Raw genomic sequence first — 18467 nt, 5'->3', positions numbered from 1 at the left:
TCTCAGCCGGCCAGCAGCGCGGCGTTGCCGCCCGCGGCGGTGGTGTCCACGCAAAGGTGGCGTTCATGCGCGACATGGGCGAGGTCGGGCATGGCGCCGATCAGCGGCACGATGGCGCCTGCACGCCCAGCCAGCGCGCGGGCATAGGCGCGGCCCTGCGCCTCGTCGCCCCACCACAGCACCGCCGAAAGCTGCGGCAGCCGGGTCAGCGCCTCGGGCGGCAACTCGCCCTCGGCGCCGACGGCCTGGCCACCGAGCGCCTGGACCGCCGCCACCTGCGCCGCCACCGCCTGCGGGCCGGGGCCGAGGCAAAGGACCGGCGGCCGGCTATGCGCGGAAAGCCGGTTCAACTCGCCCGTGGGGCCGGGCATCAGCCGCTCGTCGATCCTTGTTGGGACGGTGGCGAACAGCGCGCCGCGCAGCCGCGCCTCGTCGGCCGGGCCCCGCCAGCCGCCCGCCGGGGCCGCGGGCTCGGCCGGCGCGAAGAAGCGCGGCAGGTAAAGCGGGCCGCCCGCCTTCGGCCCGGTGCCCGACAGCCCCTCGCCGCCAAAGGGCTGGCTGCCCACCACCGCGCCGATCTGGTTGCGGTTGACGTAGATATTGCCGGCATGGATGGCGTCCGACACCTCCTGCACGCGCGAATCGATGCGGGTGTGCAGCCCGAAGGTCAGGCCGAAGCCGCGCGCGTTGATCGCGGCGACGACGCGCTCCAGCTCGCCGGCACGGAAGGTCGCGACATGCAGGACCGGGCCGAAGACCTCGCGTTCCAGGTCGTCGATGCCCTCGACCCGCAGCAGCACGGGGGCGATGAAATGGCCCTGCTTCGGTGCCCAGATGCGATGCAGGATGCGGTTCGCCTTGCTCTCCAGGTAGCGCTCGATGCCGGCCTGCGCCTCGGCGTCGATCACCGGGCCGACATCGGTCGAAAGCCGCCAGGGATCGCCCAGCCGCAGCTCGTCCATGGCGCCCTTGATCATGGCGATCAGGTGCGGGGCGATGTCCTCCTGCACGTAAAGGCAGCGCAGCGCCGAGCAGCGCTGCCCGGCCGAGCGGAAGGCCGAGGCGACGATGTCGCGCACCGCCTGTTCCGGCAGCGCGGTGGAATCGACGATCATCGCGTTCAGCCCGCCGGTCTCGGCGATCAGCGGCGTGCCGGGGGCCATGTGCTCGGCCATGGCGCGGGCGATGGTCTGCGCCGTCTCGGTCGAGCCGGTGAAGACCACGCCGTTGATCCGCGAATCCGCGGTCAGCGCCGCCCCCACCGTGCCGCCCTGCCCCGGCAGCAGCTGCAGCGCGCCGGCCGGAACGCCGGCCTCGTGCAGCAGCCGCACGGCGATGGCGGCGACCAGCGGCGTCTGCTCGGCCGGCTTCGCCAGCACGGCATTGCCCGCCATCAGCGCCGCGGCGATCTGGCCGGTAAAGATCGCCAGCGGAAAGTTCCAGGGGCTGATCGCCGCGATCACGCCGCGCGGCCGGCCGGTCGCCCCTTCGCCCTCGGCGGCGTAATAGCGCAGGAAATCGGCGGCCTCGCGCAATTCGCCCACGCAATCGGGCAGGGTCTTGCCCGCCTCGCGCGCCAGGGCGGCGAAGATCGGGCCGAAATGCGCCTCGTAAAGGTCGGCGGTACGGCGCAGCACCGCGGCGCGGGTGGCGGCGGGCGCGTCCCAGGGCCGGGCGTCGTCGATGGCGCGGGCGACGGTCTCGGCATCGGCCTCGGTCACATGGGCGACCAGCTCGCCCGTGGCCGGGTTCGCGACCGCGACCCGCGTGCCCGAGCCGGCAGAGACGGTCAGCGGCGCCGTATCCGGCACCGGGCCGTTGCGGGCGGCCTCGATCCGGGCCAGCGTCGCCTCGTCGCTCAGGTCGAAGCCCTGCGAATTGCGCCGGGCCTCGCCGAAGATCGCCGCGGGCGCGGCCAGCCCGGCTGGCGGACGGGCGCCGGCCAGCGCCTCGAACGGGTCGCGCGCGACTTCCTCGGGCGAGACGGATTCGTCCACGATCTGATGCACGAAGCTGCTGTTCGCGCCATTCTCTAGCAGGCGCCGCACCAGATAGGCCAGCAGGTCGCGATGCGCGCCGACCGGGGCATAGATGCGGCAGCGGCCGTTATAGTCGCGCAGCACGATGTCGTGCAGCCGCTCGCCCATGCCATGCAGGCGCTGGAACTCGAAGGGGATGTCGCCGGCCATTTCCAGGATCGCCGCGACGGTCTGGGCGTTATGGGTGGCGAATTGCGGATAGATGCGGTCGGCATAGCCGATCAGCTTGCGGGCATGGGCGATATAGCTGACGTCGGTCGCGACCTTGCTGGTGAACAGCGGGAAGCCGTCGAAACCCTCGACCTGGGCGCGCTTGATCTCGGTGTCCCAATAGGCGCCCTTGACCAGCCGCACCATGATGCGCCGGTCCAGCCGCTCGGCGGTGGTGTAAAGCCAGTCGATGACCTGGCCCGCGCGCTTGCCGTAAGCCTGCACCACCACGCCGAACCCGTCCCAGCCGGCCAGCGAGGGGTCCGACAGCACCGCCTCGATCACCTTCAGCGAGATCACCAGCCGGTCCTGTTCCTCGGCGTCGATGTTCATGCCCATGCCGGCGGCCTTGGCCTGGCGGGCCAGCGACAGCACCACCGGCACCAGCTCGGCCATGACGCGGGTTTCCTGCGCCACCTCATAGCGCGGATGCAGCGCCGAAAGCTTGATCGAGATGCCGGGGTTCATCTCGACCGAGCCCTTGTCGCAAGCCCTGGCGATGGCGGCGATGGCGTCGGCATAGGCGCGGGCATAGCGCGCGGCATCGAGCCCGGTCATCGCCGCCTCGCCCAGCATGTCGTAGCTGTAGGTAAAGCCCTGCGCCTCGCGCTGCCTGGCGCGCTCCAGCGCCTTCTGGATGGTCTCGCCCAGCACGAACTGCCGGCCCATTTCCTTCATCGCCCGGCCGACGGCGGCGCGGATCACCGGCTCGCCCAGCCGCCGCACGGCGCCGCGCAGGGTGCCGGCGATGCCGCCCTGGTCGTCGTCCAGCACCTTGCCGGTCAGCATCAGCGCCCAGGTCGAGGCGTTGACCAGCGACGAGGACGCCTCGCCCAGGTGCCGGCCCCAGTCCGAGGGCGCGATCTTGTCCTCGATCAGCGCGTCGATGGTCATGCGGTCGGGGACGCGCAGCATCGCCTCGGCCAGGCACATCAGCGCCACGCCCTCGCGCGTGGACAGGCCGTATTCGGCCAGGAAATGCTCCATCATCGTCGGCTTGGCCTCGGCGCGGATGCGGCGCACCAGGTCGGCGGCGCGACCGGTGATGGCGGCGCGGGCCTCGGGGCTCAGCGCGGCCTGCGCGACCAGCCGGTTCAGCAGTTCCGCCTCGTCGGCGAATTTCGCCTGGGTGGAAAACGCGTCGGAAAGCTCGGTGGGGTTGACACGTATCATGCCGATCTCCTTATTCGATAGGACAGGAATACCAGATGGCTGCCAGGCGGTGCGCCTGAATATCGGCCACCGGGTAGGCCGATGGAACAAATTCGAGGCGATTTTCAGTATGGACCCGGATCTGGACACGCAGGACCGCAAGATCCTGGCGGAGCTGACGCAGAACGCGCGCATCCCCATCGCCGAACTGGCGCGCCGGGTCGGGCTGTCCAAGACCCCGGTGGCGCAGCGCATCCGGCATCTGGAAGAGATCGGCCTGATCACCGGCTATCGCGCCATCCTGTCGCCCCTGAAGCTGGGCCTGACCCATGTGACCTATGTCGAGGTCAGCATGAACGACACCCGCGAACATGCGCTGCAGCAGTTCAACGCCGCCGTCCGCGCCATTCCCGAGGTCGAGGAATGCTACATGATCGCCGGCGGCTGCGACTACCTGATGAAGGTGCGCTCGCGCGACATGGCCGATTTCCGCCGCATCCTGGCCGAGAAGATCTCGACCCTGCCCCATGTCAGCAACACCTCGAGCCATGTCTCGATGGAGGCGGTGGTCGAGCAGAACTTTCGCCTGGGCTGACCGCTTACGCCGCCATCACCCGCGCGATCCAGGACGCGATCATCAGGTCCAGATGCGCGCCGCCGCCGTTCTTGAACACGGTGATCTCGTCATCCGAGCGGCGCCGGCGGGCACCGGGGCGCAGCAGGTCGTAGAAGTCGCCCAGCACGCTTTCGGCCGTGATCGCGCCCGAGGCGATGGGCATCGTCAGCTCGCCGATATGGCCCAGCGTGGTCGCGCGGCTGTCCACGAACAGCGCGGCCTTGGCCATCAGCGCATCGTCGGCCTCGCGCATGTCGGCCTTGAAGGCGCCGATCAGGTCGACATGGGTGCCGGGCCGGACCCAGTCGCCCAGGATCACCGGCTGCCGCGCCATGGTGGCGGCCGAGACGATGTCGGCCTGCCCGACCGCCGCGCGCAGGTCCGGCACCGGCTGGAGATCGGCTGTGACGCCGCCCAGCCCGGCCACCAGCGCCTGCGCCTGCTCCGGCCGGCGCGACCAGACCGAGACGCGCTCGATCCCCGGCAGCACCGCGGTATAGGCCCTGACCAGGCTGGCCGCGACCGTGCCCGCGCCGACGACCAGCAGGTGCCGGCTGTCCGGCCGCGCCAGCAGGCTGGCGCCCAGGACGGAATCGGCGGCGGTCTTGATCTCGGTCACGAGCGGGCTGTCCACGATGGCCTGCAGCGCGCCCGTATCCTTGTCGAAGACCAGCATCGCGCCCTGCACCGTGGGCAGTCCCTTGGCCGCATTGCCGTCGCAGACGGTGAAGGTCTTGGCCCCGTAGCCCAGCCCCTCGATGAAGGCCGAGCGGCTCATCATCGTGCCGGTCGGCGGGCCCAGGAACACGTCGCGGATCTCGGCCAGGGGCAGCGCATGGCCCTGCCGCAGCGCCTCGACGGCATCGGCCCAGCTTAGCCGGCCGATCGCGGCCGCGTAGGACAGGAATTGCGGAACCTTCGCGCCCGTCATCGTGTCATGCCTCCGTCACATGTCCATCGGCCAGGTATCCGACAGGCGATAGCCGCCCTGGAAGGGGTCGGCGGGATCGACCATCAACTGCCGGGTGCCCACGACCCAGGCGAGGCCCGAGATGGTCGGGCTGATCGCCGGCCTGCCGTTCACCTCGGTTTCGCCGTCGATGCGGCAATGGAACTCGGTCCCGGACCGTCTCGCCGGGCGGCGGGGCCACCCCGCCGACGATGACGTCGCCGACCTCGCCTTCCGCATGGCAGGACACGACATGCACGAGTCTGGAGCTGCGCATCTTTTCCTCGATCCGGGGAACGGGTTTGGGGTTGTATTTTGTATACCATATTCCAAACCCAGCCTGCCGGTTCCGCCCCGACCTGTCAAGCGGCTGGGGCGCGCCCATCCCTTGCGGCCGAATATCGGCTACCATATCTTTCGCGGGCGGCCGAGGCCGCGGAATTGCGGGAGAGCGGAATGCCATTCAAGGACGCAGAGGTTCCCAACCTTGGCAAGGCGCCCACCGCCTCGGACATCATCCTGAAATTCATCCGCGATTCCATCGCCGACGGCTCGCTGGACGAGGGCGAGCCGATCCGCCAGGACGATGTCGCCAGGATGTTCAACGTCAGCAAGATCCCGGTGCGCGAGGCGCTGAAGCGGCTGGAGGCCGAGGGCCTGGTCGAGTTCCAGCGCAACAAGGGCGCCATCGTCACCGCGGTCTCCGAACCCGAGATCGCCCAGATCTTCGAAACCCGCGCCATCCTCGAATCGAACGCCATCCGGCTGTCGGTGCCGCATATGACGCCCGAAACCTTTGCCGAGGCCCAGGCTTTCTGCGACGCCTTCGCCAGGGAAACCGATGTGGCGCAATGGTCGGCGCTGAACTGGCAGTTCCACAGCCGCCTCTATCTGGATGCGCAGCGCCCGTTCCTGGTCAGCACGATCCGCGCGGTGAACGACCGGCTGGAACGCTATCTGCGCATCCAGCTGTCCCTGTCGCACGGGCAAGGCACCGCCGACCGCGAGCATCGCGAGATCCTTGCCGCCTGCCGGGCCGGCGATGCGGAAAGGGCGGGCGAGCTGGTCTATGCCCATATCATGGGCGCCTGTTCCTCGCTGCTGCACCACCTGCCGGCCGGCAAGGGCGCAAGCTGACGGCCACGGCACGGCTTGCACATGGCCGGGCCGGGAACGCCCCGGCAGCTTCGGCCGCCTATTCCTCCAGCACCTCCAGCACGCCGGGGATCACGCGCAGGGCCTGGCGGGCGGGCGTGGTCAGCGGCACGTCCTCGGCGATCTCGATATCCACCAGGTCGGCCCCGTCCTTCAGCCGCAGCGCGATGGGGCCGCGGGCGCGCGGCGGCACGTTCAGCTCGGCCAGGATGCGCTCCAGCGCCTCGGCGACGGCGGGGACGGCGTCCAGCCCGGCGATCTCGACCGCCAGGCGGTTCGCGCCGGCATCGGCCACCGCCTGATCCAGCGGCATGACCGAGCGCGCCAGCAGCTTGACCTGGTCGCCCGAAGGCTCGACCTGCACCTGCAAGACCACGTTCTCGCCCGGCTCCAGGTGCTGGCGATGCGCATCCAGCGTGTCGGAAAACACCGTGACCTCGTAAAGCCCGGTCGGGTCGGACAGGCCGACAAAGGCGAAACGGGTGCCGCGGGCGGATTTCTTTTCCTGCCGGTGCGCCACGGTGCCGGCCAGTTGCGCCACCAGCGCGCCGTCCTGCGCCGCCTGCGTCACCTCGGCGAGCGTCTGCACCCCCTTGCGGCGCAGCGCCGGCTGGTAGTCGTCCAGCGGATGACCGGACAGGTAGAAGCCCACGGCCGCATGTTCCTCGGCCAGTTTCTCGGCCGGCATCCACACGGGCGCGGCGACCGGGCGCGGCGGCGGCAGATCCTCGCCCCCGCCGAAAAGCGAGGACTGGCTGGAGGCCGCCGCCTCCTGCACCGCCGCCGACCAGGCCACCAGCCCGTCCAGCGCCTTCAGCACGCGGGCGCGGTTCGGCTCGAGCGCGTCGAAGGCGCCGGCGCGGGCCAGCATCTCCAGCGGCCGCTTGCCGACGCGGCGCATGTCCACCCGGCGGGCAAAGTCCTGCATGTCGGCAAAGGGCCGGTCGCCGCGGGCCTGCACGATCAGGTTCATCGCCTCGACCCCCACGCCCTTCAGCGCGCCAAGGGCATAGACGATCTTGCCCTCCTTGACGCTGAACATGGCTTCGGAGCGGTTGACGCAGGGCGCGACCGTCTCGATCACCATGCGGTCGGCCTCGCGCTTGTAGACGGCGAGCTTGTCGGTCAGGTGGATATCGCAGTTCATCACCGCGGCCATGAACTCGACCGGGTGGTTCGCCTTCAGCCAGGCGGTCTGGTAGCTGACCACGGCATAGGCCGCGGCATGGGATTTGTTGAAGCCGTAGTTCGCGAATTTCTCAAGCAGGTCAAAGACCTCTCCGGCCTTCTTCGCGTCGATTCCCTGCGCCTTGCAGCCTTCGACGAACTTGGGCCGCTCCTTGGCCATCTCTTCGGCGATCTTCTTGCCCATCGCGCGGCGAAGCAGGTCGGCGCCGCCCAGCGAATAGCCGGCCATGACCTGCGCGATCTGCATCACCTGTTCCTGGTAGACGATGATGCCCTGGGTTTCGGCCAGGATATGGTCGATGGAAGGATGAATGGATTCAAGGGGTCGCAGGCCGTTCTTCACCTCGCAATAGGTCGGGATGTTCTCCATCGGGCCGGGGCGATACAGCGCCACCAGCGCCACGATGTCCTCGATGCAGGTGGGCTTCATGCGCCGCAGCGCGTCCATCATGCCCGAGCTTTCGACCTGGAACACCGCGACCGTGCGGGCGCTGGCGAACAGGTCGTAGCTGGGCTTGTCGTCCAGCGGGATGGCGTTGATCTGGTTCTCGGCCCCTTTCGCCGGCTCGTAAAGCACCCGACCGTCGGCCGCGACATGCAGCGGCCGGCCGCCCGCGTTGATCAGGTCCACGGCGTTCTGGATCACCGTCAGCGTCTTGAGGCCCAGGAAGTCGAACTTGACCAGCCCCGCCTGCTCGACCCATTTCATGTTGAACTGCGTGGCCGGCATGTCGGAGGCCGGGTCGCGGTAAAGCGGCACCAGCCGGTGCAGCGGCCGGTCGCCGATCACCACGCCGGCGGCATGGGTCGAGGCGTTCCTGAGCAGCCCCTCGATCTTGGCGGCATAGTCCAGCAGGCGGCCGACGACCTCTTCGCGCGCGGCCTCGCGCAGGCGCGGCTCGTCGGCCAGCGCCTTGGTGACGCTGACCGGCTTGACCCCTTCGACCGGGATCATCTTGGAAAGCCGGTCCACCTGTCCGAAGGGCAGCTGCAGCACCCTTCCCACGTCGCGCACCGCCGCCTTGGACAAAAGCGCGCCGAAGGTGATGATCTGGCCCACCTTGTCGCGGCCGTATTTCTCTTGCACGTATTGGATCACCTCCTCGCGGCGATCCATGCAGAAGTCGATGTCGAAGTCGGGCATCGACACCCGCTCCGGGTTCAGGAACCGCTCGAAGAGCAGGCTGTAACGTATTGGATCAAGGTCGGTAATCGTCAGAGCATAGGCGACGAGCGAACCCGCGCCCGAGCCCCGGCCGGGCCCCACCGGGATGCCGTGTTCCTTGGCCCATTTGATGAAATCGGCCACGATCAGGAAATAGCCGGGAAAGCCCATCTGCTCGATGATGCCCAGCTCGAAGCGCAACCGCTTCTCGTATTCCTCGACCGAGGCGGAATGCGGGATCACCGCCAGCCGGGCGCGCAAGCCGTCCCAGGCCTGGCGGCGCAGTTCCTCGACCTCGTCATCCGCAAAGCGCGGCAGGATCGGCTTGTGCTTCTTGACGGCAAAGGCGCAGCGGCGGGCGATCTCGACGGTGTTCTGCACCGCCTCGGGCAGGTCGGCGAACAGGGTCGCCATCTCGGCCGCGGACTTGAAGTAATGCTGCGGCGTCAGCCGGCGGCGCGGCGCGGTCTGGTCGACATAGGCGCGTTCTGAGATGCAGATCAGCGCGTCATGGGCGTCGAAAAGCTCGGGCTTGGGGAAATAGACGTCGTTGGTCGCGACCAGCGGCAGGTCCAGCGCATAGGCGATGTCGATCATGCCGCCTTCGGAACCCGCCTCTTCGGGGACCGGCTGGCCCTCGGCGTCGTGATGGCGTTGCAGTTCGACGTAAAGCCGGGTCGGGAAGGCGGCGGCGAGCCTTTCCGCCAGCGCGCGCGCCTCGGCCTGCCGGCCTTGCAGCACCAGCTGGCCCAGCGGGCCGCCGGCGGCGCCGGTCAGGCAGATCAGCCCCTCGGCATGGGCTTCCAGTTCCTCGACCGTCACATGCGGCAAGGCGTGGTCGTCGCGCAGGTAAAGGCAGGTCGAAAGCGCCATCAGGTTCAGCCAGCCGGCCTCGTTCTGCGCCAGCAGCACCACCGGGCCGGTGACATCAGCCGCCAGCGTGACCTGGCAGCCGATGATCGGCTGCACCCCCGCGTCCTGGGCCTTGACCGAAAATTCCAGCGCCGCGAACAAGGCGTTGCTGTCGGTCAGCGCCACGGCGGGCATGCCGTTCTGCGCCGCGAGATCGGCGAGTTTCTTGACCGGCACCGCGCCTTCCAGCAGCGAATGTTCGGAATGGGTGCGCAGGTGGATGAATCGGGGGGAATTTTCAGGCATGGCGCCAATCTAGGGGCGACCTGCCCAACTGTGCAATTGCCCCTCGGCGGAAAACCGCTAATCTTGCGCAAAAAGCAGCGAGGCGCGCGACAGTGACGAATGTTTTCCGGGCCGAGGGCCTGGGCAAGACCTATCCCGGCGTGCGCGCCAATGACGACATCTCGTTCGGGGTCGAGGCGGGCGAGATCCACGCCCTTCTGGGCGAGAACGGCGCGGGCAAGTCCACGCTGGTCAAGATGATCTATGGCCTCGTGCGGCCGGACGAGGGGCAGATGGCGCTGCTGGGCGCGCCTTACGCGCCGCATGACCCGCGCGCGGCCCGTGCCGCGGGCGTCGCCATGGTGTTCCAGCATTTCAGCCTGTTCGACGCGATGACGGTTGCGGAAAACATCGCGCTGGGGATGGAGAATCCGCCGCCCCGGCCCGAGCTTGCCCGCCGCATCGCCGAGCTGTCGCAGGGCTACGGCCTGCCGCTGAACCCCGCCCGCCGCATCGCCAGCCTTTCGGCGGGCGAGCGGCAGCGGGTCGAGATCCTGCGCTGCCTGCTGCAGAACCCGCGGCTGCTGATCATGGACGAGCCGACCTCGGTCCTGACCCCGCAGGAGGCCGAGATCCTGTTCGCCACCCTGCGGCAACTGGCCGGGGCCGGCACGGCGATCCTGTATATCAGCCACAAGCTGGAAGAGATCCGCAGCCATTGCGACCGCGCCACCATCCTGCGCCAGGGCAAGCTGGTGGGCACGGTCGATCCGCGCGCCCATTCCGCCCGCGAACTGGCGGCGATGATGGTCGGGGCCGAGATGCGGCTGGTGGACCGTTCCGGCCGCAAGCCCGCCGCCCCGGTGCTGGAGGTCCGCGGCCTTTCGACGCCGGGCGGCGAGGGCATGGCGCTGAAGCAGATCGGCCTGACCCTGCGCTCGGGCGAGATCCTGGGCATCGGCGGCGTCGCCGGCAACGGGCAGGAGGAACTGCTCTCGGCGCTGTCGGGCGAGACGCTGACCGCCCCCGGCACCGTCGCGCTGGAGGGCCGCGACCTGTCCCGCGCCGGCCCCGAGGCGCGGCGCCGCGCCGGCCTGCTGGCCGCGCCCGAGGACCGGCTGGGCCATGCCGCCGTGCCCGAGTTCAGCCTGGCGGAAAACACGCTGCTGACCGCAGGCGCCCGGCAGGGCCTGATCCGCCGCGGGCTGATCGACCGCAAGGCCGCCACGGGTTTCGCGCAAGAGGTGATCCGCGCCTTCGACGTGCGCACCCCCGGCCCGGATACCGCAGCCGGCGCGCTGTCGGGCGGCAATCTGCAGAAATTCGTCATCGGCCGCGAGGTGCTGGGCCGGCCGCGGGTGCTGGTCGTCAACCAGCCGACCTGGGGCGTCGATGCCGGCGCCGCCGCCGCCATCCGCCAGGCGCTGCTGGACCTGGCGGCGCAGGGCGCGGGGCTGATCGTCATCAGCCAGGACCTGGACGAATTGCTGGAGCTTTCGGACCGCTTCTGCGCCCTGAACCAGGGCCGGCTGTCCGCGCCCCGCCCGACCGAGGGGCTGACGGTCGAGGAGATCGGGCTGATGCTGGGCGGCGCCCATGGCATGGAGGTGGCGCATGTTCCGGCTTGAGCCCCGCGCCAGCGCCCCGCTGCTCTGGCAGGTCGCGACGCCCATCCTGGCCGTCCTGGCCACGATGGTGGTCGGCGGCGGGCTGTTCGCCGCCATGGGCTTCGACCCGCTGGCCGCGATCCGCACCATCTTCTGGGATCCGCTGTTCGGCCCCGCCGCCGGCTATTCGCGTCCGCAGCTTCTGGTCAAGGCCGGGCCGCTGATCCTGATCGCCTCGGGCCTGGCGCTGGGGTTCCGCGCCGGGATCTGGAACATCGGCGCCGAGGGGCAATACATCATCGGCGCCATCTGCGGCGCGGCGGTGGCGCTGGCCGCCTATCCGCTGGACGCCTTCTGGATCTTTCCGGCGATGATCCTGGCCGGCGCGGCGGGCGGCTGGGCCTGGGGCATGGTCCCGGCGCTGCTGCGCAACTGGTTCGGCGCGTCCGAGATCCTGGTCTCGCTGATGCTGGTCTATGTCGCGCAGCGCATCGCGGCCTGGATGGCCTTCGGCCCGATGAAGAACCCCGAGGGCTTCAACTTTCCCGGCTCGCGCAACCTGCAGCAATACGAGCCCGCCTCGAACCCCGAACTCATCGCCAATTCCGGCCTGCATTGGGGCGGCGTGGCGGCGATCCTGGCCCTTGCGGCGACCTGGTTCGTCATGTCGCGCCATGTCCTGGGCTTTCACATCCGCACCGCCGGCGCCGCCCCCCGCGCCGCCCGCTTTGCCGGCGTCCGCCCCGAGCGGCTGGTGGCGCTGTGCCTGGGCGTCTCGGGCGCGCTGGCGGGGCTGGCGGGTCTCTTCGAGGTCGCGGGCCCGGCCGGGCAGATCACCGAAAGCTTCGGCTCGGGCTACGGCTTTACCGCGATCATCGTGGCCTTCCTGGGCCGGCTGCATCCGCTGGGCATCCTGCTGGCGGGACTGCTCATGGCGCTGACCTATATCGGCGGCGAGCTGGCGCAGATGATGCTGAACCTGCCCGCGGCGACGGTGCAGGTCTTTCAGGGGATGCTTCTGTTCTTCCTGCTCGGCTTCGACCTTCTGACCCGCTACCGCATTCGGAGGCGCGCATGATGATCGACCCGCTTTCCGTCTTCATCCTGCTGCTCGGCGCCGCGACGCCGATCCTGTTCGCCGCGCTTGGCGAATTGGTGGTCGAGCGCGCGGGCGTGCTGAACCTGGGCGTCGAGGGCATGATGATCACCGGCGCGCTGGCCGGTTTCGCCGCCGCCCATGCCAGCGGCAGCCCCGCCCTGGGCTTCCTGGCCGCGGCCCTGGCCGGTGCGGTGGTGTCCATGACATTCGCGGCGCTGACCCAATTCCTGCTGTCGAACCAGGTGGCGACGGGGCTGGCGCTGACGCTGTTCGGCCTGGGCCTGACCGCGATGTTCGGCAAGCCCTATGAGGGGATGAAGGCCCCGGCGATGATGCCCGGCCCGCTGGGCCTGAACTGGATGATCTGGCTGGGCATCGCGCTGGTGCCCGCGGTCTGGTGGTTCCTGGCCCGCACCCGGCCGGGCCTGATCCTGCGCGCGGTGGGCGAAAACCACGACGCCGCCCATGGTCTGGGCTATCCGGTGCGGCGGATGCGCGTCCTTGCCATCGGCTTCGGCGGCGCGCTGGCCGGGATGGGCGGCGCCTATATCTCGATCGCCACCGTGCTGCAATGGACCGAGGGCATGACGGCCGGCGCCGGCTGGATCGCGCTGGCCATCGTGGTCTTTGCGCAATGGAACCCCTGGGGCGTGCTGGCCGGAGCCTGGCTCTTCGGCGGCGTCACCGTCTTGCAGCTGCGGCTGCAGGCGGCCGGGGTCGCGGTGCCGGTGCAGCTGCTGTCCATGGCGCCCTATCTCGCCACGATCTTCGTGCTGGTGCTGATCTCGGCCCGGCAGAAATTCGGCCGCTCGGGCGCGGGCGCGGCCCCCGCCAGCCTGGGTCGGCCCTTCCACGCATTGAAATAGGCACAACCTGCAAGGAGCATGACATGAAACGCAGAACCCTTCTTGGCAGCGCCGCGGCGCTGGTGGCCAGCACGGCCCTGCCCGCCTTCGCGCAAGAGGAAAAGCTGAAGGTGGGCTTCATCTATGTCGGCCCGGTGGGCGACGGCGGCTGGACCTATCAGCACGACCTGGCCCGGCAGGCGGTGGAACGCGAATATGGCGACCGGGTCGAGACCACCTATATCGAAAGCGTCCCCGAAGGCGCCGATGCCGAGCGCGCCATCACGCAACTGGCGCTGTCCGGCCATAAGCTGATCTTCACCACCAGCTTCGGCTTCATGGACGCCACGATCAACGTCGCCAAGAAGTTCCCGGATGTGAAATTCGAGCACGCCACCGGCTACAAGACCGCCGAAAACGTCGCCACCTACGACGCCCGCTTCTACGAAGGCCGCGCGGTGCTGGGCACGATTGCCGGCCGCATGACCAAGTCGAACAAGATCGGCTATATCGGCTCCTTCCCGATCCCCGAGGTCGTGCAGGGCATCAACTCGGCCTATATCCACGCCAGGAAGGTGAACCCGGATGTCGAGATGAAGGTGGTCTGGGCCTATACTTGGTTCGACCCCGCGAAAGAGGCCGATGCCGCCGCCGCGCTGATCGCCGAGGGCGTGGACGTGTTCATGCAGCACACCGACTCGACCGCGCCGCTGGCCAAGGCGCAGGAAGCGGGCGCCTTCGGCTTCGGCCAGGCCTCGGACATGGCGAATTTCGCGCCCCAGCCCCGGCTCGCCTCGATCATCGACAATTGGGAGCCCTATTACATCAAGCGCGTCGGCGAGGTGCTGGACGGCACCTGGAAATCCCAGGGCGTCTGGCTGGGCATCGGCGACGGCGAGGTGGTGATCGGCGAGATCACCGATGCCGTCCCCGCCGAGGTCAAGGCCGAAGCCGAGGCGCTGCGCGACAAGATCGCCGCCGGCGAATACCACCCCTTCACCGGGCCGCTGAACAAGCAGGATGGCTCGGCCTGGCTGGCCGAGGGGCAGACGGCCAGCGACCAGGAACTCTCCTCGATGAACTTCTATGTCGAGGGGATCACCGCGCCGATGCCGAAATAGGCCGCGGCGCAAGCGGCACACCGGGGCCTCGGCCCCGGTTCACCTGGCGGAAAGCCTATTCCAGGTGGCTTTCCAGGAACCACAGGTCCTTGTCCGCCGTGCGCGAGGCGGCGGTGAATAGGTCGGCGGTATCGGCATCGCCGGCCTCGTCGGTCGCGTTGATGGCGGCGCGCACCTTCTCGCCATAATCGCGCATGCGCTCGCAGACGGCCTTGATGTGGTCCTCGGCCTTGGTCAGGTCGGTCGGGTATTCCTTGAGCGTGCTGGCCTTGGCCACCTTCTCGACCGTGCCGACGGCGACGCCGTCCAGCACCTGCACGCGCTCGGCCATCATGTCCACATGCTCGTCCAGCCGCGCCTTCACGGTGTCGAACAGCTCATGCACGGCGATGAAGTTGCGGCCCTTGACGTTCCAATGCGCCTGCTTGATCGCCGCCGACAGCGCCAGGGCGTCGGCCAGGCGGACATTCAGCTCGGCGATTGCGGTCTTGCGGGCATTGTCGCTGAGCCCTTTGACATTCACGGCCATGAAACTCTCCTTCGTCAGGTCCGCCCTTGAAACGACATGGGCCTTGCGGCGGTTCCCCGCGACGCTGGGTCAAACCGCCGCAGGCAAAGAAAAAGGGCGGCGCTTTCCACCGAAAGCACCGCCCCGAAAGCTGGTCAGAGCAGGATCAGACCGCGCCCTGGATGAATTTCACGGCATCGCCGAAGGTCTGGATGGTCTCGGCCGCATCGTCCGGGATCTCGATGCCGAACTCTTCCTCGAAAGCCATGACCAGCTCGACGGTGTCCAGCGAATCGGCGCCGAGATCGTCGATGAACGAGGCGGTCTCGGTGACCTTCTCTTCATCGACACCCAGGTGCTCGACGACAATTTTCTTCACGCGATCAGCGATATCGCTCATGTCTCTTCCTCGTTTTCGCGGGCAATCCGCCCAGATGTTCCAGCGATTGCCGGTCAGAGCCCAGGGCGGTTCCCCTGCGGCCTTGTTTGCGGGATATAGCACGGGAACGTGATCTTGCAACCCGCATAAACCACGTTCAGATCATCGCCATGCCGCCGTTGACATGCAGCGTGGCGCCGGTGACATAGCCCGCCTCGGGGCTGGCCAGATACAGCACGGCGGCGGCGATTTCCTGGGCGGAACCCATGCGCCCTGCGGGGATCTGCGTCAGGATCCGGCCCTTCTGCTCGTCGTTCAGCTTGCCGGTCATCGCCGTCTCGATGAAGCCGGGGGCGACGCAGTTCACGGTGATCCCGCGCGAGGCGACCTCATAGGCCAGGCTCTTCGACATGCCGACCAGCCCGGCCTTGGCGGCGGCGTAATTGCCCTGCCCCGGATTGCCGGTGGTGCCGACGATCGAGCCGATGTTCACGATCCGGCCCCAGCGCGCCTTCATCATGCCGCGCAGGACGCCCCGGCACAGCCGGAAGCTCGAGGTCAGGTTGACCTCCAGCACCTGCGCCCATTCCTCGTCGGACATGCGCATGAACAGGTTGTCGCGGGTGATCCCGGCATTGTTGACCAGGATGTCGACCGAACCCATCGCCTCGGCCGCCGCCTTGGGCAGGGCCTCGACCGCCGCCGCATCGGCCAGGTTGGCGGTGACCACATGCGCCCGCCCGCCCAGCCTCTCGGCCAGTTCGCGCAGCGGGGCCTCGCGCGTGCCCGACAGCGCCACGGTGGCGCCGGCGGCATGCAGCGCCTCGGCCACGGCGCCGCCGATCCCGCCCGACGCCCCGGTCACCAGCGCATTCCTGCCCGTCAGATCAAACATCACGCTCTTTCTCCGTTGTCCAAATACCCCGGGGGAATCCCGCAGGGATGGGGGCAGAGCCCCCTCATGCCTTCAGCGCCGCAATATCCGCCGGGACACCGATATTGCGCACCGCCGCATCCTTGGCGATGCGCTTGATCATGCCCGACAGCGCCTTGCCGGCGCCGATCTCCCAGAACTCGGTCACGCCCGCGCCGGCCAGGAACTCGACCGACTCGCGCCAGCGCACGGCACCCGTCACCTGCTCGACCAGCAGCCGGCGGATGGCGCCGGGCTCGGTCACCGGCTCGGCGCGGACATTGGCCACCAGCGGCACGGCCGGCGCGGCGATCTCGACCGCGGCCAGGGCCTCGGCCATCACCGCCGCCGCCGGCTGCATCAGCGCCGAATGGAACGGGGCCGAGACCGGCAGCATCAGCGCCCGCTTGGCGCCCCGCTCCTTGGCCAGCACCGCGGCGCGCTCGACCGCCTCCTTGTGCCCCGAGATCACCACCTGCGCCGGATCGTTGTCATTGGCGGCCTGGCAGACCTCGCCCTCGGCCGCGTCGCGCGCGATCTGGTCGACCGCGGCGAAATCCAGGCCCAGGATCGCCGCCATGGCGCCCTGCCCCACTGGCACCGCCTCCTGCATGGCCTGGCCGCGCAGGCGCAACAGCCGCGCGGTGTCGGCCAGGCTCAGCGCGCCCGCCGCGCAAAGCGCCGAATATTCGCCCAGCGAGTGGCCGGCGACGAAATCCGCGTCCCGGATGCCGAAGCCCTCGGCCTCCAGCGCCCGGAAGGCCGCGATCGAGGTCGCCATCAGCGCCGGCTGCGCGTTCCGGGTCAGGGTCAGCGTCTCGATGTCGCCGTTCCAGACCAGGTCGGACAGGCTCTCTCCCAGCGCCTCGTCGACCTCGGCAAAGACCTCGCGCGCCGCCGGATAGGCCTCGGCCAGCTCGCGCCCCATGCCGACGACCTGTGCGCCCTGCCCCGGAAATACGAATGCCCGCATCGCGGAATCCCTTCTGTCCTATGTCCTTGCGACAGCCTTAGCCCGCGACGCCCCTTGCCGCAACCGCGGCCGTCAGCGCGGAATCACGATCTCGGCCCGCAATCCCCCCAGCCGCTCGCCCTGGCCCAGCCGCAACTGCCCGCCATGGGCGCGGGCGATGTCGGCGGCGATGGACAGGCCCAGCCCCACGCCCTGGCCGCGGTTCTGGTTGCGCGCGGGGTCGAGCCGGGTAAAGGGCTTCAGCGCCTCCTCGCGCCTCTCGGGCGGGATGCCGGGCCCGTCGTCCTCGACCGAAATGCGGAAATAGCTCGGCCCCAGCGCCGCCTCGACCTCGGCGCGCTCGCCGTAGCGCACGGCATTGCCGATCAGGTTCTCGACGGCGCGGCGCAGGCTGTCGCGGCGAAAGGTGGCGCGGCCGGCGCCGTCGCCCGCGACCGAATGCAGGACCACCCGCTGCCCGCCGCGCTGCGCATCGGCGACGATGCCGCGCACGAAATCCAGCGCCGGCACCGGCTCGGGCGGGGCGTCCTGCGCCGCGTCGCGGGCATGGTCCAGGAAGGCGTCGACCATGGTGCCCATGGCCGCCACGTCGCTTTCCAGCGCCGCGATCTCCTCGGGTTCGGGCGGATAGTCCGGGCTCAGCATCGACAGGCCCAGCCGCAGCCGCGTCAGGGGCGTGCGCAGGTCGTGGCTCACGCCCGAGAGCATCTGCTTGCGCTGCTCGTTCTGGCGCTCGATGCGGGCGCGCATCTCCAGGAAGGCGGTGCCGGCGCTGCGGATCTCGCTGGCGCCGGCCGGGCGGTAGGAAATGATCCGCCCCTTGCCGTATTCCTCGGCCGCGCGTGCCAGCCGCCGGATCGGGCGCAGCTGGTTGCGCAGGAAGATCGTCGCGATCGCCGTCATCAGAAGCGAGGTGCCCACCATCAGCACCAACAGCTGGTGCGGGTTCGAGGCGCTGACCCGCAGGCGCGGAAACACCAACTGGTAATGCCCCCAGCGACCCTGCAGCGTCACCCGCACCTCGCGCCGGTGGCTCAGGTCGACGGCGCGCACGGCGGGCACGCGCTCGTGCAGTTCGGCGATGACGATGCGGCCCGACAGGTCGTAGAAGGCCCGCCATTCCACGCCCGGCTCGGCCGGCAGCTGCAGCTCCAGCCCCAGCGGCACGACCACCTCGCCGGCCGAATCGCGCGCCGCCTGGACATCGGGCGCCGCCTCGATCCGGGCCGCGACCAGCGCGACCTCATGCGCCATGCCCGAGGTCATCTGCCGCGTCACGTCCTCGAAATGGCGCTGCAGGAACATGATGGTGACGACGATTGTCACCACCACGACCGGCAGGAACAGGATCAGCGCCGCCCGTCCGTAAAGCCCGCGCGGCATGGTCCGCTTCAGCCAGTCGAAATTCATT

Annotated in this window: 15 protein-coding genes; 6 read left to right on the top strand and 9 right to left on the bottom strand. The window is 69.3% G+C overall.

Annotated features, from left to right (window positions below; translation table 11 throughout):
* Positions 1-2 precede the first annotated feature (2 nt).
* Complete coding sequence (gene putA / locus KF941_RS05210) at positions 3-3422, bottom strand: bifunctional proline dehydrogenase/L-glutamate gamma-semialdehyde dehydrogenase PutA (protein WP_214272738.1); 3420 nt, start codon at positions 3420-3422, stop codon at positions 3-5.
* 109 nt (positions 3423-3531) lie between these two features.
* On the opposite strand from putA, the gene KF941_RS05205 reads away from it, so the two are divergent.
* The gene (locus tag KF941_RS05205; protein ID WP_036759560.1) at positions 3532-3996 is read left to right on the top strand and encodes an Lrp/AsnC family transcriptional regulator; all 465 of its coding nucleotides are present in this window, start codon (positions 3532-3534) and stop codon (positions 3994-3996) included.
* Positions 3997-4000: 4 nt separating this feature from the next.
* Here the strand turns inward: KF941_RS05205 and KF941_RS05200 are convergent, their stop codons facing one another.
* Together KF941_RS05200 and KF941_RS05195 are read right to left on the bottom strand one after the other, a co-directional pair.
* Positions 4001-4948: an ornithine cyclodeaminase gene (locus KF941_RS05200; RefSeq protein WP_214272737.1), complete on the bottom strand. Its 948-nt coding sequence runs from the start codon at positions 4946-4948 to the stop codon at positions 4001-4003.
* 15 nt (positions 4949-4963) lie between these two features.
* The gene (locus tag KF941_RS05195; protein ID WP_346428961.1) at positions 4964-5206 is read right to left on the bottom strand and encodes a proline racemase family protein; all 243 of its coding nucleotides are present in this window, start codon (positions 5204-5206) and stop codon (positions 4964-4966) included.
* Between the two features lie 216 nt (positions 5207-5422).
* Between KF941_RS05195 and KF941_RS05190 the strand changes: the two genes are divergently transcribed.
* The gene (locus tag KF941_RS05190) at positions 5423-6103 is read left to right on the top strand and encodes a GntR family transcriptional regulator (protein WP_036759597.1); all 681 of its coding nucleotides are present in this window, start codon (positions 5423-5425) and stop codon (positions 6101-6103) included.
* Between the two features lie 58 nt (positions 6104-6161).
* Here the strand turns inward: KF941_RS05190 and dnaE are convergent, their stop codons facing one another.
* Entirely contained in the window at positions 6162-9632 is a 3471-nt protein-coding gene (dnaE, locus tag KF941_RS05185; protein WP_214272735.1) for a DNA polymerase III subunit alpha, read from the bottom strand.
* A gap of 92 nt (positions 9633-9724) precedes the next feature.
* Here dnaE and KF941_RS05180 point away from each other — a divergent pair, with 92 nt between their 5' ends.
* Genes KF941_RS05180 through KF941_RS05165 form a run of 4 tightly spaced genes read left to right on the top strand, consistent with a single transcriptional unit; the run spans position 9725 to position 14283 of the window.
* Positions 9725-11239 (top strand): ABC transporter ATP-binding protein, encoded by a 1515-nt coding sequence (locus tag KF941_RS05180; RefSeq protein WP_116222731.1) that lies wholly within the window; start codon positions 9725-9727, stop codon positions 11237-11239.
* Positions 11226-12296 carry an ABC transporter permease gene (locus KF941_RS05175; protein WP_072462719.1) on the top strand — a complete coding sequence of 357 codons (1071 nt, stop codon included), beginning with the start codon at positions 11226-11228 and terminating at the stop codon, positions 12294-12296. The genes KF941_RS05180 and KF941_RS05175 overlap by 14 nt, the downstream gene beginning before the upstream one ends.
* Positions 12293-13183, top strand: a complete 891-nt coding sequence (locus KF941_RS05170) for an ABC transporter permease (protein WP_214272734.1) — start codon at positions 12293-12295, stop codon at positions 13181-13183. Before KF941_RS05175 ends, KF941_RS05170 begins: the two co-directional genes overlap by 4 nt.
* Positions 13184-13206: 23 nt before the next feature.
* Positions 13207-14283 carry a BMP family ABC transporter substrate-binding protein gene (locus KF941_RS05165; protein ID WP_036759571.1) on the top strand — a complete coding sequence of 359 codons (1077 nt, stop codon included), beginning with the start codon at positions 13207-13209 and terminating at the stop codon, positions 14281-14283.
* A gap of 55 nt (positions 14284-14338) precedes the next feature.
* Here the strand turns inward: KF941_RS05165 and dps are convergent, their stop codons facing one another.
* From dps to KF941_RS05140, 5 genes are all read right to left on the bottom strand, one after another.
* Complete coding sequence (gene dps, locus KF941_RS05160; RefSeq protein ID WP_214272733.1) at positions 14339-14812, bottom strand: DNA starvation/stationary phase protection protein Dps; 474 nt, start codon at positions 14810-14812, stop codon at positions 14339-14341.
* Between the two features lie 145 nt (positions 14813-14957).
* The gene (locus KF941_RS05155) at positions 14958-15191 is read right to left on the bottom strand and encodes an acyl carrier protein (RefSeq protein WP_011748063.1); all 234 of its coding nucleotides are present in this window, start codon (positions 15189-15191) and stop codon (positions 14958-14960) included.
* 136 nt (positions 15192-15327) lie between these two features.
* On the bottom strand, positions 15328-16065 hold the full coding sequence (fabG, locus tag KF941_RS05150) for a 3-oxoacyl-ACP reductase FabG (RefSeq protein ID WP_072462722.1): 738 nt from the start codon (positions 16063-16065) through the stop codon (positions 15328-15330).
* 64 nt (positions 16066-16129) lie between these two features.
* Entirely contained in the window at positions 16130-17056 is a 927-nt protein-coding gene (gene fabD, locus KF941_RS05145) for an ACP S-malonyltransferase (RefSeq protein WP_214272732.1), read from the bottom strand.
* Between the two features lie 72 nt (positions 17057-17128).
* The gene (locus tag KF941_RS05140; RefSeq protein ID WP_036759578.1) at positions 17129-18466 is read right to left on the bottom strand and encodes an ATP-binding protein; all 1338 of its coding nucleotides are present in this window, start codon (positions 18464-18466) and stop codon (positions 17129-17131) included.
* Between the last annotated feature and the right edge of the window lies 1 nt (position 18467).

Origin of the sequence: Paracoccus sp. pheM1, from assembly GCF_018499825.1 — a bacterium.
Taxonomy (GTDB): domain Bacteria; phylum Pseudomonadota; class Alphaproteobacteria; order Rhodobacterales; family Rhodobacteraceae; genus Paracoccus; species Paracoccus versutus.
Note: the sequence above shows the minus strand (reverse complement) of the source record. Positions and strands in the feature narration are given on the sequence as shown.

What these genes read in the sequence shown, in the direction of transcription:
- putA (WP_214272738.1), bottom strand. Translation starts at nt 3,422, where the DNA reads ATGATACGTGTCAACCCCACCGAGCTTTCCGACGCGTTTTCCACCCAG.
- KF941_RS05205 (WP_036759560.1), top strand. Translation starts at nt 3,532, where the DNA reads ATGGACCCGGATCTGGACACGCAGGACCGCAAGATCCTGGCGGAGCTG.
- KF941_RS05200 (WP_214272737.1), bottom strand. Translation starts at nt 4,948, where the DNA reads ATGACGGGCGCGAAGGTTCCGCAATTCCTGTCCTACGCGGCCGCGATC.
- KF941_RS05195 (WP_346428961.1), bottom strand. Translation starts at nt 5,206, where the DNA reads ATGCGGAAGGCGAGGTCGGCGACGTCATCGTCGGCGGGGTGGCCCCGC.
- KF941_RS05190 (WP_036759597.1), top strand. Translation starts at nt 5,423, where the DNA reads ATGCCATTCAAGGACGCAGAGGTTCCCAACCTTGGCAAGGCGCCCACC.
- dnaE (WP_214272735.1), bottom strand. Translation starts at nt 9,632, where the DNA reads ATGCCTGAAAATTCCCCCCGATTCATCCACCTGCGCACCCATTCCGAA.
- KF941_RS05175 (WP_072462719.1), top strand. Translation starts at nt 11,226, where the DNA reads ATGTTCCGGCTTGAGCCCCGCGCCAGCGCCCCGCTGCTCTGGCAGGTC.
- KF941_RS05170 (WP_214272734.1), top strand. Translation starts at nt 12,293, where the DNA reads ATGATGATCGACCCGCTTTCCGTCTTCATCCTGCTGCTCGGCGCCGCG.
- KF941_RS05165 (WP_036759571.1), top strand. Translation starts at nt 13,207, where the DNA reads ATGAAACGCAGAACCCTTCTTGGCAGCGCCGCGGCGCTGGTGGCCAGC.
- dps (WP_214272733.1), bottom strand. Translation starts at nt 14,812, where the DNA reads ATGGCCGTGAATGTCAAAGGGCTCAGCGACAATGCCCGCAAGACCGCA.
- KF941_RS05155 (WP_011748063.1), bottom strand. Translation starts at nt 15,191, where the DNA reads ATGAGCGATATCGCTGATCGCGTGAAGAAAATTGTCGTCGAGCACCTG.
- fabG (WP_072462722.1), bottom strand. Translation starts at nt 16,065, where the DNA reads ATGTTTGATCTGACGGGCAGGAATGCGCTGGTGACCGGGGCGTCGGGC.
- fabD (WP_214272732.1), bottom strand. Translation starts at nt 17,056, where the DNA reads ATGCGGGCATTCGTATTTCCGGGGCAGGGCGCACAGGTCGTCGGCATG.
- KF941_RS05140 (WP_036759578.1), bottom strand. Translation starts at nt 18,466, where the DNA reads ATGAATTTCGACTGGCTGAAGCGGACCATGCCGCGCGGGCTTTACGGA.